At 60.2% G+C, this 23,053-nt stretch carries 23 protein-coding genes, 4 tRNA genes and 1 pseudogene; 23 read left to right on the top strand and 5 right to left on the bottom strand.

The window, feature by feature from the left end; all coding sequences use genetic code 11:
- The first annotated feature begins 11 nt into the window (after positions 1-11).
- From AB4Z35_RS24370 to AB4Z35_RS24325, 10 genes and pseudogenes are all read left to right on the top strand, one after another.
- A complete protein-coding gene (locus AB4Z35_RS24370; protein WP_442099882.1) occupies positions 12-893 on the top strand; it encodes a CoA transferase subunit A in 882 nt (293 codons plus the stop codon).
- Between the two features lie 12 nt (positions 894-905).
- The gene (locus AB4Z35_RS24365) at positions 906-1,694 is read left to right on the top strand and encodes a CoA-transferase subunit beta (protein WP_442099881.1); all 789 of its coding nucleotides are present in this window, start codon (positions 906-908) and stop codon (positions 1,692-1,694) included.
- Positions 1,695-1,719: 25 nt separating this feature from the next.
- Entirely contained in the window at positions 1,720-2,592 is an 873-nt protein-coding gene (locus AB4Z35_RS24360; RefSeq protein WP_442099880.1) for an enoyl-CoA hydratase, read from the top strand.
- A 2-nt stretch (positions 2,593-2,594) separates the two neighbouring features.
- On the top strand, positions 2,595-3,662 hold the full coding sequence (locus AB4Z35_RS24355) for an NAD(P)H-dependent flavin oxidoreductase (protein ID WP_442099879.1): 1,068 nt from the start codon (positions 2,595-2,597) through the stop codon (positions 3,660-3,662).
- 29 nt (positions 3,663-3,691) lie between these two features.
- On the top strand, positions 3,692-4,447 hold the full coding sequence (locus AB4Z35_RS24350; protein ID WP_442099877.1) for an enoyl-CoA hydratase family protein: 756 nt from the start codon (positions 3,692-3,694) through the stop codon (positions 4,445-4,447).
- 10 nt (positions 4,448-4,457) lie between these two features.
- Positions 4,458-5,624 carry an acyl-CoA dehydrogenase family protein gene (locus AB4Z35_RS24345; RefSeq protein WP_442099893.1) on the top strand — a complete coding sequence of 389 codons (1,167 nt, stop codon included), beginning with the start codon at positions 4,458-4,460 and terminating at the stop codon, positions 5,622-5,624.
- 10 nt (positions 5,625-5,634) lie between these two features.
- Positions 5,635-6,690, top strand: coding sequence for an acyl-CoA dehydrogenase family protein (locus AB4Z35_RS24340; protein ID WP_442099875.1), 1,056 nt, complete (start codon positions 5,635-5,637; stop codon positions 6,688-6,690).
- A gap of 166 nt (positions 6,691-6,856) precedes the next feature.
- On the top strand, positions 6,857-8,005 hold the full coding sequence (locus AB4Z35_RS24335) for an acetyl-CoA C-acetyltransferase (RefSeq protein ID WP_442099873.1): 1,149 nt from the start codon (positions 6,857-6,859) through the stop codon (positions 8,003-8,005).
- 152 nt (positions 8,006-8,157) lie between these two features.
- A pseudogene (locus tag AB4Z35_RS24330) lies at positions 8,158-9,027 on the top strand (SDR family oxidoreductase); the annotation flags it as partial.
- Positions 9,028-9,150: 123 nt separating this feature from the next.
- A complete protein-coding gene (locus tag AB4Z35_RS24325; protein ID WP_007986510.1) occupies positions 9,151-9,660 on the top strand; it encodes a DUF1993 domain-containing protein in 510 nt (169 codons plus the stop codon).
- A gap of 188 nt (positions 9,661-9,848) precedes the next feature.
- Here AB4Z35_RS24325 and sstT read toward each other — a convergent pair whose 3' ends face one another.
- Positions 9,849-11,081, bottom strand: a complete 1,233-nt coding sequence (gene sstT / locus AB4Z35_RS24320; RefSeq protein ID WP_116260908.1) for a serine/threonine transporter SstT — start codon at positions 11,079-11,081, stop codon at positions 9,849-9,851.
- Positions 11,082-11,418: 337 nt separating this feature from the next.
- Between sstT and AB4Z35_RS24315 the strand changes: the two genes are divergently transcribed.
- On the top strand, positions 11,419-12,576 hold the full coding sequence (locus AB4Z35_RS24315; protein ID WP_008002106.1) for an MFS transporter: 1,158 nt from the start codon (positions 11,419-11,421) through the stop codon (positions 12,574-12,576).
- Between the two features lie 5 nt (positions 12,577-12,581).
- On the opposite strand, the gene nhaR is transcribed toward AB4Z35_RS24315, so the two are convergent.
- Positions 12,582-13,481 (bottom strand): transcriptional activator NhaR, encoded by a 900-nt coding sequence (nhaR, locus tag AB4Z35_RS24310; protein WP_442099871.1) that lies wholly within the window; start codon positions 13,479-13,481, stop codon positions 12,582-12,584.
- 135 nt (positions 13,482-13,616) lie between these two features.
- Between nhaR and AB4Z35_RS24305 the strand changes: the two genes are divergently transcribed.
- Both AB4Z35_RS24305 and AB4Z35_RS24300 read left to right on the top strand, forming a co-directional pair.
- Positions 13,617-13,859 (top strand): hypothetical protein, encoded by a 243-nt coding sequence (locus tag AB4Z35_RS24305; protein ID WP_442099869.1) that lies wholly within the window; start codon positions 13,617-13,619, stop codon positions 13,857-13,859.
- A gap of 29 nt (positions 13,860-13,888) precedes the next feature.
- Positions 13,889-14,638 carry a TerC family protein gene (locus AB4Z35_RS24300; protein ID WP_442099867.1) on the top strand — a complete coding sequence of 250 codons (750 nt, stop codon included), beginning with the start codon at positions 13,889-13,891 and terminating at the stop codon, positions 14,636-14,638.
- A gap of 79 nt (positions 14,639-14,717) precedes the next feature.
- Here the strand turns inward: AB4Z35_RS24300 and AB4Z35_RS24295 are convergent, their stop codons facing one another.
- Entirely contained in the window at positions 14,718-14,885 is a 168-nt protein-coding gene (locus AB4Z35_RS24295; RefSeq protein WP_442099865.1) for a hypothetical protein, read from the bottom strand.
- A gap of 179 nt (positions 14,886-15,064) precedes the next feature.
- Between AB4Z35_RS24295 and AB4Z35_RS24290 the strand changes: the two genes are divergently transcribed.
- The 3 genes from AB4Z35_RS24290 (at position 15,065) to AB4Z35_RS24280 (ending at position 16,334) form a co-directional block, all read left to right on the top strand.
- Positions 15,065-15,799, top strand: a complete 735-nt coding sequence (locus AB4Z35_RS24290; protein ID WP_442099863.1) for a peptidase C39 family protein — start codon at positions 15,065-15,067, stop codon at positions 15,797-15,799.
- A gap of 95 nt (positions 15,800-15,894) precedes the next feature.
- Positions 15,895-16,101, top strand: a complete 207-nt coding sequence (locus tag AB4Z35_RS24285; protein WP_057714089.1) for a DUF6021 family protein — start codon at positions 15,895-15,897, stop codon at positions 16,099-16,101.
- A gap of 17 nt (positions 16,102-16,118) precedes the next feature.
- Positions 16,119-16,334 (top strand): hypothetical protein, encoded by a 216-nt coding sequence (locus AB4Z35_RS24280; protein ID WP_008001568.1) that lies wholly within the window; start codon positions 16,119-16,121, stop codon positions 16,332-16,334.
- Between the two features lie 57 nt (positions 16,335-16,391).
- Here AB4Z35_RS24280 and pbpG read toward each other — a convergent pair whose 3' ends face one another.
- Together pbpG and folD are read right to left on the bottom strand one after the other, a co-directional pair.
- Entirely contained in the window at positions 16,392-17,330 is a 939-nt protein-coding gene (pbpG, locus tag AB4Z35_RS24275; protein ID WP_442099860.1) for a D-alanyl-D-alanine endopeptidase, read from the bottom strand.
- A 237-nt stretch (positions 17,331-17,567) separates the two neighbouring features.
- Entirely contained in the window at positions 17,568-18,422 is an 855-nt protein-coding gene (gene folD, locus AB4Z35_RS24270; RefSeq protein WP_442099859.1) for a bifunctional methylenetetrahydrofolate dehydrogenase/methenyltetrahydrofolate cyclohydrolase FolD, read from the bottom strand.
- 274 nt (positions 18,423-18,696) lie between these two features.
- On the opposite strand from folD, the gene AB4Z35_RS24265 reads away from it, so the two are divergent.
- The 7 genes from AB4Z35_RS24265 (at position 18,697) to clpX (ending at position 22,997) form a co-directional block, all read left to right on the top strand.
- Positions 18,697-18,773 (top strand) — tRNA-Arg (locus AB4Z35_RS24265).
- 32 nt (positions 18,774-18,805) lie between these two features.
- Positions 18,806-18,881, top strand: a tRNA-His gene (locus AB4Z35_RS24260).
- Between the two features lie 56 nt (positions 18,882-18,937).
- Positions 18,938-19,022 (top strand) — tRNA-Leu (locus AB4Z35_RS24255).
- Between the two features lie 77 nt (positions 19,023-19,099).
- Positions 19,100-19,175: transfer RNA gene (locus AB4Z35_RS24250), tRNA-His, on the top strand.
- A gap of 386 nt (positions 19,176-19,561) precedes the next feature.
- On the top strand, positions 19,562-20,872 hold the full coding sequence (tig, locus tag AB4Z35_RS24245) for a trigger factor (protein WP_442099857.1): 1,311 nt from the start codon (positions 19,562-19,564) through the stop codon (positions 20,870-20,872).
- Positions 20,873-20,965: 93 nt separating this feature from the next.
- Complete coding sequence (clpP, locus tag AB4Z35_RS24240; protein ID WP_277530142.1) at positions 20,966-21,601, top strand: ATP-dependent Clp endopeptidase proteolytic subunit ClpP; 636 nt, start codon at positions 20,966-20,968, stop codon at positions 21,599-21,601.
- A gap of 112 nt (positions 21,602-21,713) precedes the next feature.
- Positions 21,714-22,997, top strand: a complete 1,284-nt coding sequence (gene clpX / locus AB4Z35_RS24235) for an ATP-dependent Clp protease ATP-binding subunit ClpX (protein ID WP_007982210.1) — start codon at positions 21,714-21,716, stop codon at positions 22,995-22,997.
- The last annotated feature ends 56 nt before the right edge of the window (positions 22,998-23,053 follow it).

The following is a 23,053-nucleotide window of genomic DNA, read 5'->3' as shown; positions in this document are numbered from 1 at the left end:
GGAACATGACGATGGACAAGCAAATGACCACCGCCGAAATAGTCGGCCAACTGCGTGACGGCATGACCATCGGCATCGGTGGCTGGGGCCCGCGCCGCAAGCCGATGGCGCTGGTGCGCGAAATTCTGCGCTCGGACCTCAAGGACCTGACCGTGGTGGCCTATGGCGGAGCCGATGTCGGCATGCTTTGCGCGGCCGGCAAGATCAGGAAACTGGTGTTCGCCTTCGTCTCCCTGGATTTCATTCCACTGGAGCCGTACTTCCGCAAGGCGCGCCAGGAAGCGGCGCTGGAAGTGATGGAGATCGACGAGGGCATGCTGCTGCTCGGTCTGCGGGCGGCGGCGATGAATGTGCCGTTCATTCCGACCGCAGTGGGCCTGGGCACCGATGTGCTGCGCTACAACCGCCAGATCAAATTGATCGCCTCGCCGTACGCCGATGGCAAGGACTGGGTGGCGATGCCGGCGCTCAAGCTCGACGCAGCACTGGTGCACGTCGACCGTGCCGACAAACGCGGCGTGTGCCAGATCAGCGGACCCGATCACTACATGGACGACCTGTTCGTGCGGGCCGCGACCCACAGCTACGTGACCTGCGATGAACTGGTCGACAGCGAGTATTTCCATCAGGACAGCGCCCACGCCCATCAAGTGTTCTGGGAACGCAACCTGACCACCGCCGTGGCCCACGTGCCGGGCGGGGCGCATCCGTCGTCCTGCGCGCCGCTGTACGGTTTCGACGTCGCGCACTTCAAGGCCTACAACGCCACCGTGCAGGCGGCCGATGGCTGGGAAGGGTACGTGCGCGACTACGTCGACTGCACCCACGAACAGTATCTGGACAAGGTTGGCGGCCTGGCTGCGATCCGTGAACTGCCGTTGCCGATTTTCTAAGGAAGCCTTCCGATGAGCACTACTACTTACAGCCTCGCCGAGTTGATGATCTGCGCGGCCTCTGACGCCTGGCGCGAAGACGGCGAAGTGTTGGCCACCGGCATCGGCGTGATCCCGCGTCTGGCCGCTTCGCTGGCCATGCTGACCAGCAACCCGCAACTGCTGATGACCGACTCCGAAGCCTACATGGTCGCCGAGCCGGTGCCGCTGGGGGCACGCAACGGCTACGAGCCCAAGCGTGACAGCTGGATGGGGTTCTCGCGGATTTTCGACAACGTCTGGGGCGGCAAGCGCCATGCACTGGTCGGCCCGACCCAGATCGACCGCTATGGCCAGGCGAACATTTCCTGCATCGGCGACTACGCCAAACCCAAGGCGCAGATGCTCGGCGTGCGCGGTTTCCCCGGCAACTCGATCAGCCACGCCAACTCGTTTTGCGTGCCGAGCCATAACCGTCGGGTGTTCGTCGAAGGCGAGGTCGATATGGTCGCCTCGGTCGGCTACAACCCGGCCCGCCTGGCGCGCGGCTGGTCGCTGGATGATATCGACATTCGCCTGGTCATCACCGATCTGTGCGTGCTGGATTTCCAGGGACCGCAGCGGCAGATGCGCATTCGTTCGCTGCACCCCGGCGTGACGGCAGCACAGGTCCGGGACAACACCGGGTTTGAGCTGCACGTGCCGGACGATTGCCCGACCACCGCGGCACCGACGGTCGAGCAATTGCAGCTGATCCAGCGTCTGGACCCGCACAACCTGCGCGCCCTGCAGCTCAAAGACAACCCGCCAGGCCAGCGCTGAGCGCCCGCATTTTCGGAGACAAGTGATGGCTGAACATAACGACAAGAACGAGGCCGAAGTGGTCCTGTACGAAGTGCGCGACGCGGTGGCAATCGTCACCATGAACCGCCCCGAGTACCACAACGCACAGAACTCGCAGATGACTTATGCGCTGGACGCGGCGTTTCGCCGGGCCTGCGATGACGATGAAGTGAAGGTCATCGTGTTGCGCGGCGCCGGCAAGCATTTCTCCGCCGGGCATGACATCGGCACGCCGGGGCGCGACGTCGACAAGACGTTCGATCGGGCGAGCCTTTGGTACGACCACACCAACAAACCGGGTGGCGAGTTTCTCTATGCCCGCGAGCAGGAGGTCTATCTGGGCATGTGCCGGCGCTGGCGCGAGATGCCCAAGCCGACCATCGCCATGGTCCAGGGCGCGTGCATTGCCGGTGGGCTGATGCTGGCCTGGGTCTGCGACCTGATCGTTGCCAGCGAGGATGCTTACTTCGCCGATCCGGTGGTGCGCATGGGCATTCCCGGGGTCGAGTATTTCGCCCACGTGCATGAATTGAACCCGCGCATCGCCAAGGAATTCCTGTTTCTCGGCGAGCGCATGCCGGCACCGCGTGCCTATCAGATGGGCATGCTCAATCGGGTGGTGCCGCGCGACGAGCTGGAACAGCAGACTCTCGACATCGCCGGGCGCATCGCCCAGATGCCGCGCCTGGGCCTGCAACTGAGCAAGCAAGCGGTGAACAACGCCGAAGACCTGATGGGCAAGCGCGCGACCATGGACATGGTGTTTGGCCTGCATCACTTCGCCCATGCCCACAATGAACTGGTGTCCGGCGACCGTCTCGGCGGCTACGACGCCAAGGCCATGGCCAGTTCGCAACGCAAAGCGGGCGGGGCGTGAGCATGGCGATTTCGTTGAATACCCGGTTGACTGAACTGCTCGGTTGCCGTTATCCGATCATCCAGACCGCCATGGGCTGGGTCGCCGACCCGAAACTGGTGGCGGCCACGGGCAATGCCGGTGGTTTCGGTTTTCTCGCCGGGGCGACCATCGAACCGCAACTCATGGAAGCGGCGATTATCGAAACCCGGCGCCTGACCGATCAGCCGTTCGGGGTGAATTTCCACATGTACCAGGCCAATGCCGGCGACATCGTCGAACTGGTATTGCGCCACAAAGTCCGGGCGGTCAGTTACAGCCGATCCCCCGGCAAGCAGATGATCAGTCGCCTGAAAGATGCCGGCGTGGTGTGCATTCCCACGGTCGGCGCGCTCAAGCATGCGCAGAAAGCCGTGGAAATGGGCGCCGATGCGGTGACCGTACAGGGCGGCGAGGGCGGCGGGCATACCGGTTCCGTGCCTACTTCGATGCTGCTCGATCAAGTGGTCAATGCCGTGTCGGTGCCGGTGGTGGCGGCCGGCGGTTTCAAGGACGGCAAGGGACTGGTTTCGGCCTTGGCCTACGGTGCCGAAGGTATCGCCATGGGCACGCGTTTTCTGATGTGCGCCGACAGCCCGGTGCCGCAGGCGACCCTGGCCCGTTACCTGGCAGTGAAAGACCCGGCGGCGATCATCATCAGCCGAGCTATCGATGGCATGCCGCAACGGATGATCCGCAACGAACTGCTCAACCAGCTGGAAAACAGCGGTGGCCTCAAGCGCCTGTTGCTGGCGTTGCAGAGTGGTTTGGCGTATCGCCGCCATACGGGTATGAGCCTGACTCAACTGCTGACCAGCGCGTTGAAGATGCGCGGTGCCGGAGAGCTGACCGCCGCGCAAAGCATCATGGCCGCCAATGCGCCGATGGTGATCCAGAAAGCCATGGTCGACGGGCAACCGGCCGCAGGCGTGTTGCCTGCCGGACAGATCGCCGCATCCATCGACAGCTTGCCCAGCTGCGCCCAATTGATTGAACAGATCGTCCGCGACGCCGAAGCGCGCCTGGGCGAACTGTGCCGCCGTGTGTCGTAAGGGGCCATGCATTGTGAAGGAAGGAAACCATGAAACCATTTAGCGTCAGCATCGATAACGGCATTGCCGAACTGGTCTTCAACCGGCCACCGGTCAACGCCTTCAACTGCCAGGGCTGGGCCGATATCGCCAGCGAGATCGAAGGCCTGGGCCGCAACAGCGACGTGCGGGTGATCGTGATTCGCGCCGAAGGGCGCGGCTTCTGCGCCGGGGTCGATATCAAGGAACTGGCCGCCGACGGCAACCTGATCGTTGCGGTGAACAAGGGCAACTACGACAGCTTCAAGGCCATTCACCGCAACCCGAAACCGGTGATCGTCGCGGTGCACGGCTTCGTGCTGGGCGGCGGCATCGGCATCTGTGGCGCCGCCGACATCCTGGTGGCTTCCGAGTGCGCCACCTTCGGCGTGCCGGAAGTGGATCGCGGGGCCATGGGCGGCGGCGCGCATTTGCAGCGCCTGTTCCCGGTGCAGAAAGTCCGCCACATGTACTTCACCGGCGAGCCGATCGACGCCGCCGAGGCTTACCGCCTGGGTGCCGTGGAGCGAGTAGTCAAGCGTGAAGACTTGCGCGAAGCCGCGTTGCAGATCGCCCGTACCATCGCCGCCAAGAGCCCGGGCATGATCAGCCTGGCCAAGGAAGCGCTGACCGGCATCGAAGACGGCAATCTGGAAGACAAATACCGCTGGGAGCAGGGCTTCACCCTCGAAGCCTACCGCTCACTGGACTCTCAGGAAGCACGCGACTCGTTCGTCGAGAAACGCGATGCCCGATTCAACGGCTGAAGGCATATTCATGGACCTGACCTATACCCCGGCCCAGCAGGCCTTTCGCTTTGATGCGCGAACCTGGCTGGCGGCCAATGTACCGAGTGAACCGCTGCAATCGTTCGACACCGAACAGGGCTTTGCCGAACACCGCGCCTGGGAAGCCAAACTCAACGAAGGCCGTTGGGGCATGGTCACCTGGCCGACCGAACTCGGCGGGCGCGGCTGCGACCTGATCGAGTGGCTGATTTTCGAAGAGGAATACTACCGTTCCGGGGCGCCGGCACGGGTCAACCAGAACGGCATTTTCTTGCTTGGCCCGACCCTGATGGAATACGGCAGCGAAGAACAAAAGGCACGGTTTCTGCCGCGCATGGCCAAGGGCGAAGACATCTGGGCCCAGGCCTGGTCCGAGCCGGGCGCCGGTTCCGACATGGCGGCGATCCGCTCCAAGGCTGAACGGGTGGGCGACCACTATGTGATCAATGGCCAGAAAACCTGGTCGACCCGCGCGGTGTGGGCCGATTGGGCGTTCGGTATTTTCCGTACCGATCCACAGTCTCAGCGCCATCACGGCCTGACCTTCATCCTGCTGCCGCTGAATACGCCGGGCATCACCGTGCGGCCGATTCCGCAGCTCAACGGCTTGCCGGGTTTCGCCGAAATCTTCTTCGATGACGTCAAGGTGCCGGTGGAGAACGCCCTCGGCGGCGAGGGCATGGGCTGGCACGTGGCGATGTCCACCGCCGGTTTCGAGCGCGGTTTGTTGCTTCGCTCGCCTGCGCGTTTTCAGGAAACCGCCAAGCGTCTGGTGCAGTTGTACCTGGCCAACCGCGAACATGCCGATCGCGACCCGGCCATCGGTGAGGCGGTGATGCGCGCCTGGCTCGATGCCGAGGCCTACACCTTGAGCACCTACATGACCGCCTCGCAACTGGTGCAGGGCGGCAAGATCGGGCCGGAGTCGTCGACCAACAAGATCTTCTGGTCGGAGCTCGACCAGCGCATGCACGACACCGCCATGAGCATTCTTGGCCTGCGTGGCGAGCTGCTGCCCCAAGCCCCGGCCGCCGGTGATGTCGGCCATTGGCTGGAAGGTTTCCTGTTTGCCCAGGCCGGGCCGATCTACGCCGGCACCAACGAGATCCAGCGCAACATCATTGCCGAACGCATGCTCGGCATGCCGCGTGCCTGAGGAATAGACCATGGACTTTAGTTTCAGCCGCGACCAACTGCTGTTTCAGGACAATGTCCGCAGCTTCCTGATCAACGAAGTCACCCCGGAACGCATTCGCGAACTGTGGCAGAGCGACAGTGGGCGCAGTGAGCGACTCTGGGCCCAACTGGTGGAACTGGGCCTGACCGCCCTGACCGTGCCCGAGGCGCAGGACGGCATGGACATGAATGAGCTGGATTTCGTGCTGATTGCCCAGGAATGCGGTTACGCCGGTCTGCCTGAGCCGTTGGTGGACACCATGCTGGTCGGCGTGCCGTTGCTCGCCGCCCTTGATGAGCAACACGCTTCACTAAAGCAGACTTGGCTGTCACGGGTCGCTGAGGGGCGCGCGCGTCTCGCCGTTTCCGAACCGGGCAATCCGCTGGTCAGCGATGCCCATGTTGCCGATCTGCTGTTGCTGGCCAATGGCGACGAGGTGCATGCGCTGGAGCGCGACGCCGTGCGCCTGACCCGCAACGAGTCGGTCGACCCGAGCCGTCAATTGTTCCAGGTCGAATGGACGCCGACTCCCGCTACTTGCGTGGCCAGCGGCGAGCAGGGACGGCGTTTGTGGGCAGCCGCCTTCAACCGTGGTGCCCTCGCCAGTGCCGCGCAGTTGCTCGGGCTGGCCAAACGCATGGTCGACCTGGCGGTGGATTACACCTTCGAGCGCAAGCAGTTCGGCAAACCGGTCGGCTCGTTCCAGGCCGTCAAGCACTTGATGGCCAACGTCGCGGTGCAGATCGAGTTCGCCAAAGGTCCGCTATACCGCGCCGCCTATGCGCTGGCCGAACAGCAACCGGGGCAGGACGTGCTGGTGTCCCACGCCAAACTGGCAACCGCGGAAGCGGCCCTGCTCGCCGCGAAGAACACCATCCAGGCCCACGGCGCCATGGGTTACACCTGGGAAGTCGACTTGCATCTGTTCATGAAACGCGCCTGGGCGCTGGACAAGGTCTGGGGCGATCGCGGCCATCACAAAGGACGGATTCGTGCGGCCCTGTTTGACGGCACCCCAGAGCTGGGTGCGGGCAATACGTTCTAACCAGTCAGTAAGGGGGACGAAATCCTGTGGGAGCGAGCTTGCTCGCGATGGCGGCAGTACATTCAACATTTTTGTCGACTGAACTGACGCATTCGCGAGCAAGCCCGCTCCCACAGGTTTTCGACACCTTCAATGCCTGACTTCAATTTCTTCACCGAGGTAGACCATGCCTGAAGCTTACATCGTCGACGCCCTGCGTACGCCCACCGGGCGGCGCAAGGGTGGTCTGAGCCAGATCCACGCCGCCGACCTGGGCGCCCACGTATTGCGCGCGCTGGTCGAGCGCAACGCCATTCCCGACGAGGATTACGACGACGTGATCTTCGGCTGTGTCGACACCATCGGCCCGCTGGCCGGTGACATCGCCCGCACCAGTTGGCTGGCGGCCGGCCTGTCACAATCGGTGCCCGGCACCACCATCGATCGCCAATGCGGTTCGTCCCAGCAAGCGGTGCACTTCGCCGCCCAGGCGGTGATGAGCGGCACCCAGGACGTGGTCATCGCCGGTGGCGTGCAGACCATGACCCAGATCCCGATCTCTTCGGCGATGATCGCCGCCGAGCCGTTGGGCTTCACCGATCCGTTCAGCGGCTCCGAAGGCTGGGTGCGGCGCTACGGCGCGCAACCACCGACGCAGTTCCGTTCGGCGCAAATGATCGCGGAAAAGTGGGACTTGTCCCGGGCGCAACTCGAAGCCTATTCGCTTGAGTCCCATCGACGTGCCTTGCAGGCCATCGAGCAAGGCCGTTTCAACCGCGAAATCGTGCCCCTGGCCGGCGTGCTGCATGACGAAACCCCGCGCCACACCAGCCTGGAAAAAATGGCCGAGCTGGAATTCCTGTTCGGCTGCGACCGGGTGACCGCTGCGGTGTCGAGCCAGACCTGCGACGCGGCCAGCGCGATGCTGATCGTCTCGGAGGCGGCGCTCAAGCGTTACGGCCTGACGCCACGGGCACGCATCCATCACCTGAGCGTTCGCGCCGAAGACCCGATCTGGATGCTCACCGCGCCGATCCCGGCCACGGCTTACGCGCTCAAGCGTGCCGGCATGAAGCTCGAAGACATTGACCGCGTGGAGATCAACGAAGCCTTCGCTTCTGTGGCCATGGCCTGGCTCAAAGAGACGGGCTATCCCCATGAACAAACCAACGTCAACGGCGGTGCGATTGCCCTCGGCCATCCACTGGGCGCCACCGGCACCCGCTTGATGTGCAGCCTGCTGCATGAGCTGGAGCGCAGCGGTGGACGCTTTGGCATGCAGACCATGTGCGAAGGCGGTGGTCAGGCCAACGTGACGATTATCGAACGCTTGTAAACCAGAACGCCACCAATCCCTGTGGGAGCGGGCTTGCTCGCGAAGGCGGAGTGTCAGCTACATCAATGTTGGTTGACCCACCGCCTTCGCGAGCAAGCCCGCTCCCACAGGGGATTTGTGTCGATTAGTTATGAATTTGAAGGATTTAGACCATGAAAATCTGTGAAAACCGTGTGGTGATCATCACCGGCGCCGGTGGCGGTCTGGGCCGCGCCTATGCGCTGGCTTTCGCCGCCGAAGGCGCGAAAGTGCTGGTCAACGACATCAACCGCGAAGCGGCACTGGCCGTGGTCGGCGAAATCCTCGGCCAGGGCGGTAGTGCCGTGGCCAACAGTGACGACATTACCCGTTATGACTCGGCGGGGCTGATCGTGCGCCAGGCCATCGAAACCTTTGGCGACCTGAACGTGSTGGTCAACAACGCCGGCATCTGCCGCGACCGCATGTTCGYCAGCCTCGGCGAATCCGACTGGGACGCCGTGGTAGCCGTGCACCTGAAGGGCCACTTCTGTATTTCCAGCCACGCCGTGAAGTACTGGCGTGAGCAGGCCAAAGGCGGTGCCAAGGTCGATGCGCGGATCATCAACACCAGTTCCGGTGCCGGTTTGCAGGGCTCCATTGGCCAGTCCAACTACGCGGCGGCCAAGGGCGGTATTGCTTCGCTGACGCTGGTGCAGGCGGCTGAACTGCGCCGCTACGGGATCACCGCCAACGCCCTGGCGCCGGCCGCACGTACCGGGATGACCGAGCAAGTGTTCGCCGACACCATGAAAAAGCCTGAAGAGGGCTTCGATTACTTCGCCCCGGAAAACGTCGCGCCGCTGGTGGTGTGGCTCGGCTCCGAGGCTTCCGCCGAGGTGACCGGGCAGATGTTCGAAGTCGAGGGCGGCAAGTTGTCGATCGCCGACGGCTGGCGCCGTGGCCCGGAACTGGATCGCCAGGGCCGCTGGGCGGTCGGTGAGATGGGCGATGCCGTCGCGCAGCTTGTGGCTCAGGCCGTTCCGGCGGCCAAAGTGTACGGGCTCGCGATGGACTCCAGCGCGACGCGTGTATTCAGACAGAACGCGTTATCGTTCACGTCCATCGCGAGCAAGCTCGCTCCCACAGGTTTCCCGCGATCCCTCCGTCACCACACGAGACCTGCCATGACCATTTCCCTGTATGACGCTTCCGTGCCTGTTTTCCAGCAAATGCTCAACGCCCTGAGCGATGTACTGAAAAAGGCCGAGGCTCACGCCACCGAAAAAAACATCGACCCTAACGCGTTCCTGCAAGCGCGCCTGTTCCCGGACATGTTCCCGCTGGTGCGTCAGGTTCAGATCGCCGTTGATTTCAGCAAGGGCGTTTCCGGGCGTCTGGCCGAAGTCGAATTGCCGAAATACGACGACAGCGAAACCACCTTTGCCGAACTGCAAGCATTGATCGCCAAGGCTTTGGCCTTCATTGGCAGCATCAAGCCGGAGCAGATCAACGGCAAGGAAGGCATCGAGATCGTCACCCGCCCGGGCACGCCTAAAGAAAAACGCTTCAGCGGCCAGTCCTACCTGCTGACCTACGGCCTGCCGCAGTTCTTCTTCCACGTGACCACCACTTACGCACTGCTGCGCCACAACGGCGTGGAAGTGGGCAAGCGCGACTACATGGGCGCGTTCTAAACCGTCCAGGTACAAAAAAAGCCCCCGGAGCCTTTGGCTGCGGGGGCTTTTTCATGTGTACGCATTTTTCAGCTACACCACAGCCCCCTGTGGGAGCGAGCCTGCTCGCGATAGCGGTGGGGCAGTCAACATTGATATTGAATGTAACGCCGCCATCGCGAGCAGGCTCGCTCCTACAAGGGTGTGGGTCAGGCCAGACGCTCGGCTTTCTGCTCTTCACCCAGGCAAGCCGCCGCGGTGAACAGCACATCGGTGGACGAGTTCAGCGCGGTTTCCGCCGAGTCCTGCAATACGCCGATGATGAAACCGACCGCCACCACCTGCATGGCGATCTCGCTCGGGATGCCGAACAGGCTGCACGCCAGTGGAATCAGCAACAGCGAACCACCGGCCACACCCGAAGCACCGCAGGCACAGATCGCTGCAACGACGCTCAGCAGGATCGCGGTCGGAATGTCCACGGTGATGCCGAGGGTGTGCACCGCCGCCAGGGTCAGCACCGTGATGGTGATCGCCGCGCCGGCCATGTTGATGGTGGCGCCCAGCGGGATCGATACCGAGTAGGTGTCTTCGTGCAGGCCCAGGCGCTTGCTCAATTCCAGGTTGACCGGAATGTTCGCCGCCGAGCTGCGGGTGAAGAACGCGGTGATGCCGCTCTCGCGCAGGCAGGTCAGGACCAGCGGGTAGGGGTTGCGGCGCAGTTTCCAGAACACGATGAGCGGGTTCATCACCAGCGCCACGAACAGCATGCAGCCCAGCAGCACGGCCAGCAGGTGCGCGTAGCCGATCAAGGCGCCGAAGCCGGAGGTGGCGAGGGTCGAGGCCACAAGGCCGAAGATGCCCAGCGGGGCGAAGCTGATCACCAGGCGCACGATCACCGTCACGCCGTTGGACAAGTCGCCCAGTACTTCACGGGTGGTGTCACCGGCGTGGCGAATGGCGATGCCCATGCCGATGGCCCACGCCAGAATGCCGATGAAATTGGCGTTCATCAGGGCGCTGACCGGATTATCGACCACGCTCAGCAACAGACTTTGCAGCACTTCGCCAATTCCGCCTGGCGCCGTGACCGCGACGTCCTGGGTCGACAGCACCAGGCTCGACGGGAACATCATGCTGGCAACCACTGCGACTACGGCGGCGGCGAATGTGCCCAATAGATACAAAAACAGAATCGGTCGGATGTGGGTTTCCTGACCGTGCTTATGGTTGGCAATCGACGCCATGACCAACACAAACACCAGAATCGGCGCGACGGCTTTCAATGCGCTGACAAACACTTTGCCGATGAACGCCGTGGACTTCGCCACGTCAGGGGCAAACAGGGCCAGGGCAATACCGGCGATCAGGCCGATCACGATCTGCGTGACCAGACTCAAGCGTTTAAGGCGTTGCAATAGAGAAGGGGATGAAGCAGTCATAAAACAGCATCTCTGATTTTTTTAGGTGCAAGGTTTCGCCGGTGTGCAGCAACAAACAGGGCAGGCCGCAGACGGGGAACCGAGAGGGAAACACAGGTTTTGCCCTTAAATAATCGGCATTAACCACAGGGTGTACGTTTTTCAGGGCGCGGACTTTATCACAGCGCAGGCACGATCCTTCAGACCTGTGACGATCCGCCACTCGGGCATTCAACGAGATCGGCAGGTTCGTGCAACCCTGATTGGAAACACTCTGTTAAGATTCGCCATCCTCATTTTCATGTCTGCCAGTGGGCCTTCGGGCTATCGCTGGTGTCGTCGTTTTCTGGAGTTGTGCATGCGGTTGTTGCCCATTCTTCTGTTGTCTGCCGCCGGTTTCACGGTGCTGACCACGGAATTCATCATTGTCGGCCTGTTGCCGGCCATCGCCCGCGACCTGGACGTCAGCATCCCGCAGGCCGGGTTGCTGGTGACCCTGTTTGCCTTCACCGTGGCCGCGTTCGGGCCGTTCCTCACCGCGTACTTCGCCCGCTTCGAGCGGCGCAAGTTGTTCATTTCGGTGCTGATCCTGTTCGGCCTGGCCAACACGCTCGCGGCACTGGCGCCGAACATCTGGGTGATGGCGTTCGCGCGGCTGATCCCGGCGCTGGGGCTGCCGGTGTTCTGGGCGCTGGCCAGCGAGACAGCGGTGGACATCGTCGGGCCGGATTACGCCGGTCGCGCCATTGCCAAGATCGGCTTCGGCATCGTTTGCGCCACGGTATTTGGCATTCCGGTGGGCACGCTGATTTCCGATGCGTTCGGCTGGCGCAGTGCCTTTGCGATTCTGGCGGTCATCGCCTTTGCCAAGGCGTTGTTGCTGTTTATCTACCTGCCGAAGACCAACCTGCACCAGCATCAGGTGAGTTTCATTTCGCAGTTCAAGATCCTGCGCAGCCCGCTGATGCTGGGGCATGTGTTGCTGTCGGTGGTGGTGTTCAGCGGTATGTTCACCGCCTACACCTATCTGGCAGACATTCTTGAGCGGTTGGCCGGCTTCAACGGCACCGTGGTCGGCTGGTGCCTGATGGGCTTCGGCGCGGTCGGGCTGATCGGCAACTCCCTGGGCGGCCGCGCGGTGGATCGTCATCCGCTGATGGCGTCGATGATGTTCTGTGCATTCATGATTGCCGGCCTGGTGGCGCTGGTGCCGAACATCCATTCGCCGGTCGGTCTGGCGGCGGCGATGGGCATCTGGGGCGTGACCCAGGCCGCGTTGTTCCTGGTCAGCCATGTGCGCCTGATGAAAGCCGCACCCGAGGCGCCGGCGTTCGCCGCGTCGCTGAACATCGCCGGGGCCAACCTCGGTATCGGTCTGGGCGCGATGATCGGTGGCCGGGTGATCGACAGCGTCGGCCTGCAAGGCCTTGGCTTCGCCGCGGCGGCTTTTATCCTCGCCTCGATCCTGCTGGCGATTGCGCTGATGACCTTCCAGCCCCGGGAAGTCTGCGCCTGAAATCCTTAAAACTCGGTAAACAGCTCGCGTCGGGCACCTTCGGTAATGGCAACGATGCCGGGGTGCTTGACCTTGCGCTCCACTGAGATGGCATAGAACGACTCGCTCACCGCGTCGGTCTGGCCGATCACTTCCACGCCATATTGGCGTTGCACTTCAACGGCAATCACGCTCGGGCCGATGAAGATCCCGCTGCCGGATTGGCCGAAGGCCTGCATCAGGGCGCTGTCGTCGAACTCGCCGACAATTTGCGGCTGGATCTGCTGCTCGGCGAACCAGCGCTGCAAACGGCTGCGTACCACGGTTTCCGGGCCGGGAATCAGCAGCGGCGCACCGTGCAGATTGCGCGGAAAGTCGTGACCGTAACGTGCCGCCAGTTCGGGGGTGGCGAAGAAGCTGATCCCGCACTCACCGAGTTTCTGGCTGTAGCCCTTGATGTCCAGGTGCGACGGCATCGGGCTGTCGGAAATCACCAGGTCCAGACGCTGGATCGCCAGGTCGGCCAACAAACGTTCAAGCTTGTCTTCGCGGCACGTGATGCGCAGCGGTTCGCTCAACTCCATGGTCGGTGCGATCAGGCGATAGACAATGGATTTGGGCACTACGTCCGCCACGCCGACGCGAAACAGAATCTGCTGTTCATTGGGTCGTGCCCGCAGCATCAGCTCCAGTTCGCCGCCCAGCTGAAACATTTGTTCGGCGTAGGGCAGGGTTTGTCGCCCGGCTTCGGTGAGTTCCAGTTGCCGACCTACCCGGCGAAACAATTCGATGCCGTAGGTTTGTTCGAGCAGGGATATTTGTCCGCTGATGGTCTGGGGTGTCAGGTTCAGCTGCTCGCAGGCGCGCACGATGCTGCCGGTCTTGGCCACCACCCAGAAGTAATGTAACTGCCGATAGTTGAGCATGTTGGTCTACAGTTCGTAAAAACCGAAGTATAACCGCTGAAAATACGAATTTTCCTGAAGTGTTCGTCTCCCTAGAATGCATCGCTATCAACGGGCCATCGTTTAGGTCCCGTTCGTTCTATCGAGGAAAGCATCATGAAGCTGAAAACCACGGCACTGTTGATCACGTCTTTACTGGTACTGGCCGGTTGCGACCAGGCCGAGAAAAGCGCGCAACAGTTGATGGGCAAGGCCGCCGAAAGTGCCAAACAGGCGATTGACGATACCCACAAGGCCGCCGAACAAGCACTCAGCGATGCCACTGCCGGGCTGATCAGCAAAAAAGAATCATCGGAAAAAGAGGCGGAAAAATCCGAATCTTCCTCCCAGGAAATCTAAACCGTACTACAACGAGTCAGGACTGACCCATGGACTACCTTTTACAACTTGCCGCCAGCCCCACAGCCTGGGTCGCCCTGGCCACCCTGGTGGTGATGGAAATCGTGCTCGGCATCGATAACCTGATCTTCATCTCGATCCTGACCAACAAACTGCCCGAGCAGCACCGGCAGAAGGCGCGACGCATCGGTATCGGCATGGCGCTGATCCTGCGACTCGGCCTGTTGAGCACCATCGCGTTCATCGTCCAGTTGACCGCGCCGGTGATCGAGATTCTCGGCCACGCGTTCTCCTGGAAAGACATGATCCTGATCGCCGGTGGCCTGTTCCTGTTGTGGAAGGCGACCACCGAGATCCATCACAGCATGGACCCGGCCCCGGACGACCCAACGTCGAAGACTTCGACCGTGACCCTGGGCTTTGCTGCGGCGATCGGTCAGATCCTGATGCTGGACATGGTGTTTTCCATCGACAGCATCATCACCGCTGTCGGCATGACCGAGCACTTGCCGATCATGATCATCGCGGTGGTGGTATCGGTGCTGGTGATGTTGTTTGCGGCTGATCCGCTGGCCAGGTTCATCAACGACAACCCGACGGTGGTGATGCTGGCCCTGGGTTTCCTGATCATGATCGGCATGACGCTGATCGCCGAGGGCTTCGGCGCCCACGTGCCGAAAGGCTACGTCTATGCGGCCATGGCATTCTCGGCTTCGATCGAGGTGTTGAACATGATGTCCCGTCGCGCCAGGCAGAAGCGCGTAGCCACTGAGGCTTAACCGACGCTGAAAGAAACGGCCGCCTGAACTCCAAGGAGTGCAGGCGGCCGTTTTTGTTGGTATCGGCTGAAAGTGTTCGTCAGTGAGCGTTGGCGTGTTGGCTCGGCGTCTTGTCCATTGCCGATACAGGTGCTGGCGGAACAGGGTGATGGTGGCGGCGGGCAATACGCAGCACGCCCCACAGCATGGCGGCGGCTACCGCCAGCCAACTGCCAATCAACATCAAAATAATCATTGCCAGGCTCATCTGTGCCTCCTCTTTGCCCTGCTGCGGGCAAACACGCTTTGCTGCTGTCGCTTCAGAGAACAGTCTAGTCGTTGCTACATTTCAGGCTATTGACCGAAAGTCGTCTGTCACCAACCAGTTCGCTCTATCGAATGCACTCAACTGCCGTTTAGAGCTATACCGTAGCGGCGCGGCAACCTATGATCGACAACCAAGCCGGGAGTGGGGTTGCCTGGCGTCTGAACCTGAACAAGAGAGAGATGACGGTGCGGGTATTTTCTCGAATTATGTCGGCCGTGCTGATAGCGGGCTGCGTGGCCAGCCTGGCGGGCTGTGCCGGGAGTGTTGCGCCCGAAATCAAGCGTTTGCCGGAGCGTGTCGAACTCAGCGGTCGATTCTACCGGGGCGATGCCTATCAAAGCGGGCCGCAGGTGCTGGCCAGCATGCTGTCCCAGCAGGGCATCGTGATCACCCCGGGCTTGCTCGACAAGCCCTTGCATTTGCCGGGGGGCGAAGACCGGTTGCAACAGAATATGCAGAACCTGGCCCGCGAGTACGGGATGGTCGTTTATCCCGTCGACAGCAACCTTTCGGCGTTGTTGACGCAAGTCGCCGCCGGTTATCCGGTGATGGTGCGCTTCACTGAGGGCTCGGMCATGTGGGCCGAACCGCGTTATGCCATTCTTGCCGGTTACAACCGTCAGAAGCAGACGGTCCTGCTGCGCGCCGGGATGAATCGCCGCGAACTGATGAGCTTCAGCTCCTTCGAGTCGGCGTTCAAGGACGCCGGCGGCTGGGCCGTGCTGATCCAGAAGCCGACGCAAATCCCGGCCCAGGTCGATCAGCAGCGTTGGCTCAAGGCCGCCAACGATCTGGCTCAGGCCGGTCAGGAGCAAGCCGCCGCCAGGGCAAAAAAAGCCTTGGCCAGCCAGTAAGTCCGTTGGTCACCCGCCGGGCACCATCGCCCACCGCCAGCCTCTGATCCTTAAGGGCCCGGAACAATATTCCGGGTCGAGATCAGGAGGTGCCCATGGCTCATTCCACAACGCCCGTCGGTCCGCACTCGTCTGAACATTCATCCGGTAATGAACTGGGCTTCGACCCGGATTCCCCGGACCTTGCCGATCCGCAGGTCGACCCTATCGGGCCCGCCAAGGCACCGAGGGATGTGAAGCCGGGTGACAACCCCAAGGCTCCGGCCAAGCCCTACGATCCACTGGGTGATCTGAAGCCTTAGGTCCAATGGAGGTGCGTATGTCTACCGATTCCAGTTTCGACGACAAGCGTCCGGAAACCGTTCCGACCACTCCCGAGCAGGACACGGACCCAGTGATGGATCCGGACAGCCCGATGCGCGATCCGCTGGCGCGGCCGACGGTGGTGCCGACCAAACATCCGCAGGACTGGCGAGACCCAAGCAAAGGTGATGGCATTCCGGATGATGACCAGATGCCTCTGCCCAACGATTAACAGCTGACGAAAAAAAGCCCCGAATGGTCGGGGCTTTTGCCTGCTGTAGCTGCCTGCTTACTTCGAAGCTTCAATTACACCACTTTGGCGCTGCTTGAGGTTCTTGTCCGATTTGTACTGCAGGGCTGCAGAAGCCACATTGGCGCTCTTGCCAGTTTCGACCCAATTGCGGATGCGGGCAGCATCGGCAAAGTGTGTGTATTTGCCATAAGCGTCCAGGAGCACCAGGGCAACCGGACGATTACTCATCCGGGTCACCAGCACCAGGCAGTGACCGGCTTCGTTGGTGAAACCGGTTTTCGTCAGTTGAATGTCCCAGTCTGGCTTGCGGACCAAATGGTCGGTGTTGCGAAAGCCCAGGCTGTAGTTGGGTTTACGGAACGAGACGGTTTTTTCCTTGGTCGTGGTCAGCTCTGTCAGCAACGGGTATTTGTGTGCGGCGATCAACAACTTGCTCAGGTCGCGAGCGGTCGACACGTTGCGCGGGGAAAGACCGGTCGGCTCGACGAAATGCGTGTTGGTCATGCCCAGTGCCCGGGCCTTGGCGTTCATTGCAGCAATGAACGCGGCATAGCCGCCCGGATAGTGGTGCGCCAGAGTCGCGGCGGCGCGGTTTTCCGAAGACATCAGGGCAATCAGCAGCATTTCCCGGCGCGGCAGTTCGCTGCGGAGCTTGACCCGGGAGAACACGCCTTTCATTTCCGGTGTGTCGCTGATGTTGACGTCGATGTATTCGTCCATGTTCTGCCGGGATTCAACCACGACCAGGCCAGTCATCAACTTACTGACGGAAGCGATCGGCACCACCACGTCAGGGTTGCTGGCATAGATGACTTTGTTGGTCTGTATGTCCAGCAGTAAGGAACTGCCGGAAGCGAGCTTGAGTGTCTTCGTTTCTCGCGGCGCTGCGGTGGTCTCGTCAGCACTGGCGATTGGCGTGAGGAAAACCCCTGTAACTGCAAAAAATAGGCTCAGGATGGAAAGACGGATTTTCACGCTGGCAGACTCGTAAAGTGTTGATAAGCCGTTTTGTAACGGGCTATTTCGTAAAAAGCGCGACATTCTGGAGTATGGCTGAATAACTGTCGATGGTTGATCAAGTAGCAGGTGAAAGTCCTGAGAAACATGAAAAAAAAGTCATTTTCCGTCGGGTGGTCGAGCTTGTTTCGCAGGCAAAAAAAACCCCGCCAGGGGCGGGGTTCTTTGACTCGCTGTCAGCGTCTTCGTTGAAACTCAGCTGTGCAGGGTTTCAGCGGCGTACAGGGTGTTTTCCAGCAGGCAGGCACGGGTCATCGGGCCAACGCCACCCGGTACCGGAGTGATCCAGCCGGCGCGGGGCAGGGCGGTTTCGTAGATCACGTCACCGACCAGCTTGCCGTCGTCCTGACGGTTGATGCCGACATCGATCACGATCGCGCCTTCCTTGATCCATTCGCCCTTGACCAGGCCCGGCTTGCCGGCGGCGACGACGACCAGGTCCGCACGGCCGACATGGCCGGCCAGGTCCTTGGTAAAACGGTGGGTGACCGTCACGGTGCAACCGGCCAGCAGCAATTCCATTGCCATCGGGCGGCCAACGATGTTGGACGCTCCGACGACCACGGCATTCATCCCGTAAAGATCGACGCCGGTGCTTTCCAGCAGGGTCATGATGCCTTTGGGGGTGCATGGGYGCAGCAGTGGAATGCGCTGGGCCAGACGACCGACGTTATAAGGATGGAAACCGTCGACGTCTTTGTCCGGACGAATGCGCTCCAGCAGTCTGGAGGCGTCCAGGTGTTCGGGAAGCGGAAGCTGAAGCAGAACGCCGTCGATTGCAGGATCGTCGTTCAGGCGATCGATCAGCTCGGCAAGCGCTTCTTGAGTGGTTTCGGAAGGCAGGTCATAAGCTTGGGATAGAAAGCCGACCTCTTCACAGTCTTTACGCTTGTGCGAGACATAAACCTGAGAGGCAGGATCGCTGCCGACCAGGATCACCGCAAGGCCGGGCGTGCGCAGGCCTTGCTGGCGACGCTCGGTGACACGTTGGGCGATCTGCTGGCGCAGGCTGGCGGCGATCGATTTGCCGTCGATTAGTTGTGCAGTCATTGCGCGTGATTAACCATCGAGAGGGGAAAAAAAGAGAACGCATTCTCGCATGTCATGCGGTGAGGGCAAAGGCGCTTGGTCTGCAAATTCCCCTAACTCCTTTAATTAAATGAATTTTTTTTAAAAAGGATTTGACGACCTTCAGGGGGCTCTATACTATTCGTCGCACTTGTCGGGCACAGCCTAGCACTGGTTAAGAAGGTCGAGCAGGATTACGGTTCTGCAAGGCTGGAAAGCACTTAGTTTGTAGTCCTCCAAGGTTACAGCTAACAAGGCGCCCGTAGCTCAGCTGGATAGAGCATCCGCCTTCTAAGCGGATGGTCGCAGGTTCGAGTCCTGCCGGGTGCGCCATTAGGCAGCATTGGCACAAGTAGCGCGATATGGTGGGCGTAGCTCAGTTGGTAGAGCACGGGATTGTGACTCCCGTTGTCGTGGGTTCGATCCCCATCGTCCACCCCATATTTCGAAAGGCGCCAGATTAACAGTCTGGCGCCTTTGCTTTAACGGCTTCATCCGCGGATGTGGTGGAATTGGTAGACACACTGGATTTAGGTTCCAGCGCCGCGAGGCGTAAGAGTTCGAGTCTCTTCATCCGCACCAAATAAAGCTTCATTCAGGCTGTTGGCCTGGCTGGAGCTTGATAAAGAAGTTGTTTGGCTTCTTTAACAGGCAATATGGTGGGCGTAGCTCAGTTGGTAGAGCACGGGATTGTGACTCCCGTTGTCGTGGGTTCGATCCCCATCGTCCACCCCATATTTCGAAAGGCGCCAGATTGAAAAGTCTGGCGCCTTTTTTGTTTCAGTGGCTGCAGGTTTCGGGCCGCAGGGGCGGGGCGTTTCGTCGTATTTATGTTTCTCGATGATGCCGTCCTGTCCGCCGGCCTTGCTTGCGAGATCGGCTGTCAGGGAGATGATTGGCCACCTCCTCTATATATAGAAGGGTTGGCGCAGAGCCTTGGCGTGATTGGTTGTATTTGCCATCGGGGCGAGGTGCATCCGTGCATTCGCACCTATAAATTGCCTGCTGCTTTTTTACCCGTTTTCAGTAGGGTGACTTCTTGAGTTTGACCCACTAGAATGCATGCCCTTGATTCTGGGGTCGGAAACGGCCGGCTAACGTCTGTGCAACGAGGAATATCCATGCAAGTTTCTGTTGAAAATACTACTGCTCTTGAGCGCCGCATGAGCGTCACCGTGCCGGCTGAGCGCATCGAGAGCCAGGTCAACAAGCGTCTGCAGCAGACCGCCCAAAAGGCCAAGATTGCTGGCTTCCGTCCAGGCAAAGTGCCAATGAGCGAAATCAAGCGCCGTTTCGGTGCCGATGCTCGTCAGGAAGCTGTAGGCGACGTGATCCAGTCTTCCTTCTACGAAGCTGTGGTTGAGCAGAAGCTGAACCCGGCTGGTTCGCCTTCGATCGAGCCTAAATCCCTGGAAGCTGGCAAGGACCTGGAATACGTCGCTGTATTCGAAGTGTTCCCTGAGTTCACCGTTGCCGGTTTCGAAGGTATCACCGTCGAGCGCCTGAGCGCTGACGTGGCTGATGCCGATCTGGACAAGATGCTGGAAGTCCTGCGCAAGCAGAACACCCGTTTCGAAGCGGCCGATCGCGCTGCCCGGAACGAAGACCAGCTGAACATCGATTTCGTCGGCAAAGTCGACGGTGAAGTGTTCGCCGGCGGTTCCGCCAAGGGTACTCAGCTGGTTCTGGGTTCCGGCCGCATGATCCCTGGTTTCGAAGATGGCCTGGTTGGTGCAAAAGCCGGTGAAGAACGCGTTCTGAACCTGACTTTCCCTGAGGACTATCAGAACCTGGACCTGGCTGGCAAAACCGCCGAGTTCACCGTGACTGTAAATACCGTTTCCGAGCCAAAGCTGCCAGAACTGACCGAAGAATTCTTCGCTCAATTCGGCATCAAGGAAACCGGTCTGGAAGGCTTCCGTGCCGAAGTTCGCAAGAACATGGAGCGCGAGCTGCGTCAGGCGATCAAATCCAAGGTCAAGAATCAGGTAATGGACGGTCTGCTGGCCACCAACCCGATCGAAGTGCCAAAGGCTCTGCTGTCCAACGAAGTTGACCGTCTGCGCGTGCAGGCTGTTCAGCAGTTCGGCGGCAACATCAAGCCTGAACAGCTGCCGGCCGAGCTGTTCGAAGAACAAGCCAAGCGTCGCGTCGTGCTGGGCCTGATCGTGGCTGAAGTGGTCAAGCAATTCGACCTGAAGCCTGACGAAACCCGCGTTCGCGAGATGATTCAGGAAATGGCTTCGGCCTACCAGGAGCCTGAGCAGGTTGTGTCCTGGTACTACAAGAACGACCAGCAACTGAACGAAGTCCGTTCGGTTGTGCTGGAAGAGCAAGTTGTGGATACTGTTCTGCAGAAGGCTAGCGTGACCGACAAATCGGTCTCTTACGAAGAAGCGGTCAAGCCGGTAGAAGCTCCACAAGCCGACTGATCATTTCTGCAGTAAGAAGTACACACCATAAGCCAGCCTTCGAGCTGGCTTATGCGTATTCAAGACATAACTATTTGGGAGTGACTGCAGAGCATGTTCCGTAATTCGTATATTCAGCAGAACTCTGATATCCAGGCCGCAGGCGGCCTGGTCCCGATGGTTGTCGAGCAGTCCGCTCGCGGCGAGCGCGCCTACGACATTTACTCGCGCCTGCTCAAGGAGCGAGTGATCTTTCTGGTTGGCCCGGTAGAAGATTACATGGCCAACCTGATCTGTGCGCAACTGCTGTTCCTTGAAGCGGAGAACCCGGACAAGGACATCCATCTCTACATCAACTCCCCGGGTGGTTCGGTGACGGCAGGCATGTCGATCTACGACACCATGCAGTTCATCAAGCCCAACGTGGCGACCACCTGTATCGGTCAGGCGTGCAGCATGGGCGCGTTCCTGCTGACGGCCGGTGCTCCTGGCAAGCGTTACTGCCTGCCGAACTCGCGTGTGATGATTCACCAGCCACTGGGCGGTTTCCAGGGCCAGGCGTCGGATATCGAAATCCATGCCAAGGAAATCCTCTTTATCCGTGAGCGCCTCAACACGCTGATGGCCAAGCATAGCGGGCGCACTCTTGAAGAAATCGAGCGCGATACCAACCGCGACAATTTCATGAGTGCAGAAGCTGCGCGTGAGTACGGGTTGATCGATGAAGTGATCACCCAGCGCCCCGCTTAAAATAAGCAGCTCAAAATAGGGTTGGTCGGCGGGTCCGATCACCTGCGGGCTTGAAAAAGCCCGCAATAGCCTTCATCTTGTGTTGCAAGCCTATCGGATTTGGATCGAACGAATGACTGACACCCGCAACGGCGAGGACAACGGCAAGCTGCTCTATTGCTCCTTCTGTGGCAAAAGCCAGCATGAAGTACGCAAATTGATTGCCGGCCCCTCGGTCTTTATCTGCGACGAGTGCGTCGACCTGTGCAATGACATCATCCGCGAGGAGGTGCAGGAAGCACAGGCCGAAAGCAGCGCGCATAAATTGCCTTCGCCTAAAGAAATCAGCGGCATCCTTGATCAGTATGTGATTGGTCAGGAGCGTGCGAAAAAGGTTCTGGCCGTAGCGGTGTACAACCACTACAAGCGCCTGAATCAGCGTGACAAAAAGAATGACGACGTCGAACTCGGCAAGAGCAACATCCTGCTGATCGGCCCGACAGGCTCGGGTAAAACCCTGCTTGCCGAAACACTGGCCCGCTTGCTGAACGTTCCGTTCACCATCGCCGACGCAACCACCCTCACCGAGGCGGGTTACGTGGGTGAAGATGTCGAGAACATCATTCAGAAGCTGCTGCAGAAATGCGATTACGACGTAGAAAAAGCCCAGATGGGTATCGTCTACATCGATGAAATCGACAAGATTTCGCGCAAATCCGACAACCCGTCGATCACCCGGGACGTTTCCGGTGAAGGCGTGCAGCAGGCCCTGCTCAAGTTGATCGAGGGCACGGTCGCTTCCGTTCCGCCTCAAGGTGGTCGCAAGCATCCGCAGCAGGAATTCCTGCAGGTCGACACCCGTAACATCCTGTTCATCTGCGGCGGTGCGTTCTCCGGTCTGGAAAAGGTTATTCAAAACCGTTCCACCAAGGGTGGCATTGGCTTTAATGCGGAAGTACGAAGCAAGGAAGAAGGCAAGAAGGTGGGCGAGTCCCTGCGTGAAGTCGAACCTGACGATCTGGTCAAGTTCGGTCTGATCCCGGAGTTCGTCGGTCGTCTGCCGGTACTTGCCACGCTGGACGAGCTTGACGAGGCTGCGTTGATGCAGATCCTCACCGAGCCGAAAAATGCTCTGACCAAGCAGTATGCCAAGCTGTTCGAGATGGAAGGCGTTGATCTGGAATTCCGTTCCGACGCTCTGAAATCGGTCGCCAAGCGTGCCCTGGAGCGTAAAACCGGTGCCCGTGGCCTGCGTTCGATTCTCGAAGGTGTATTGCTCGACACTATGTATGAAATCCCCTCGCAATCCGAGGTGAGTAAAGTAGTGATCGATGAAAGCGTGATAGAAGGCAAGTCCAAGCCACTGTATATCTACGAAAACAGTGAGCCGACCGCCAAGGCCGCGCCAGACGCTTAAGCGTCACGCAGCTTGAATAAAGAAGGGGCCTTCGGGCCCCTTTTCTTTTAGTGCGT

The sequence above is a fragment of the Pseudomonas sp. KB_15 genome (genome assembly GCF_052114525.1).
GTDB lineage: Bacteria > Pseudomonadota > Gammaproteobacteria > Pseudomonadales > Pseudomonadaceae > Aquipseudomonas.
The sequence above is the reverse complement of the archived record's forward strand: the minus strand, read 5'-3'. Positions and strand labels throughout refer to the sequence as shown.

What these genes read in the sequence shown, in the direction of transcription:
- clpX (WP_007982210.1), top strand. Translation starts at nt 21,714, where the DNA reads ATGACTGACACCCGCAACGGCGAGGACAACGGCAAGCTGCTCTATTGC.
- AB4Z35_RS24370 (WP_442099882.1), top strand. Translation starts at nt 12, where the DNA reads ATGGACAAGCAAATGACCACCGCCGAAATAGTCGGCCAACTGCGTGAC.
- AB4Z35_RS24335 (WP_442099873.1), top strand. Translation starts at nt 6,857, where the DNA reads ATGCCTGAAGCTTACATCGTCGACGCCCTGCGTACGCCCACCGGGCGG.
- AB4Z35_RS24285 (WP_057714089.1), top strand. Translation starts at nt 15,895, where the DNA reads ATGGCTCATTCCACAACGCCCGTCGGTCCGCACTCGTCTGAACATTCA.
- AB4Z35_RS24340 (WP_442099875.1), top strand. Translation starts at nt 5,635, where the DNA reads ATGGACTTTAGTTTCAGCCGCGACCAACTGCTGTTTCAGGACAATGTC.
- AB4Z35_RS24355 (WP_442099879.1), top strand. Translation starts at nt 2,595, where the DNA reads ATGGCGATTTCGTTGAATACCCGGTTGACTGAACTGCTCGGTTGCCGT.
- AB4Z35_RS24300 (WP_442099867.1), top strand. Translation starts at nt 13,889, where the DNA reads ATGGACTACCTTTTACAACTTGCCGCCAGCCCCACAGCCTGGGTCGCC.
- AB4Z35_RS24315 (WP_008002106.1), top strand. Translation starts at nt 11,419, where the DNA reads ATGCGGTTGTTGCCCATTCTTCTGTTGTCTGCCGCCGGTTTCACGGTG.
- AB4Z35_RS24295 (WP_442099865.1), bottom strand. Translation starts at nt 14,885, where the DNA reads ATGAGCCTGGCAATGATTATTTTGATGTTGATTGGCAGTTGGCTGGCG.
- AB4Z35_RS24350 (WP_442099877.1), top strand. Translation starts at nt 3,692, where the DNA reads ATGAAACCATTTAGCGTCAGCATCGATAACGGCATTGCCGAACTGGTC.
- tig (WP_442099857.1), top strand. Translation starts at nt 19,562, where the DNA reads ATGCAAGTTTCTGTTGAAAATACTACTGCTCTTGAGCGCCGCATGAGC.
- clpP (WP_277530142.1), top strand. Translation starts at nt 20,966, where the DNA reads ATGTTCCGTAATTCGTATATTCAGCAGAACTCTGATATCCAGGCCGCA.
- sstT (WP_116260908.1), bottom strand. Translation starts at nt 11,081, where the DNA reads ATGACTGCTTCATCCCCTTCTCTATTGCAACGCCTTAAACGCTTGAGT.
- AB4Z35_RS24360 (WP_442099880.1), top strand. Translation starts at nt 1,720, where the DNA reads ATGGCTGAACATAACGACAAGAACGAGGCCGAAGTGGTCCTGTACGAA.
- AB4Z35_RS24365 (WP_442099881.1), top strand. Translation starts at nt 906, where the DNA reads ATGAGCACTACTACTTACAGCCTCGCCGAGTTGATGATCTGCGCGGCC.
- AB4Z35_RS24345 (WP_442099893.1), top strand. Translation starts at nt 4,458, where the DNA reads ATGGACCTGACCTATACCCCGGCCCAGCAGGCCTTTCGCTTTGATGCG.
- nhaR (WP_442099871.1), bottom strand. Translation starts at nt 13,481, where the DNA reads ATGCTCAACTATCGGCAGTTACATTACTTCTGGGTGGTGGCCAAGACC.
- AB4Z35_RS24325 (WP_007986510.1), top strand. Translation starts at nt 9,151, where the DNA reads ATGACCATTTCCCTGTATGACGCTTCCGTGCCTGTTTTCCAGCAAATG.
- AB4Z35_RS24280 (WP_008001568.1), top strand. Translation starts at nt 16,119, where the DNA reads ATGTCTACCGATTCCAGTTTCGACGACAAGCGTCCGGAAACCGTTCCG.
- AB4Z35_RS24305 (WP_442099869.1), top strand. Translation starts at nt 13,617, where the DNA reads ATGAAGCTGAAAACCACGGCACTGTTGATCACGTCTTTACTGGTACTG.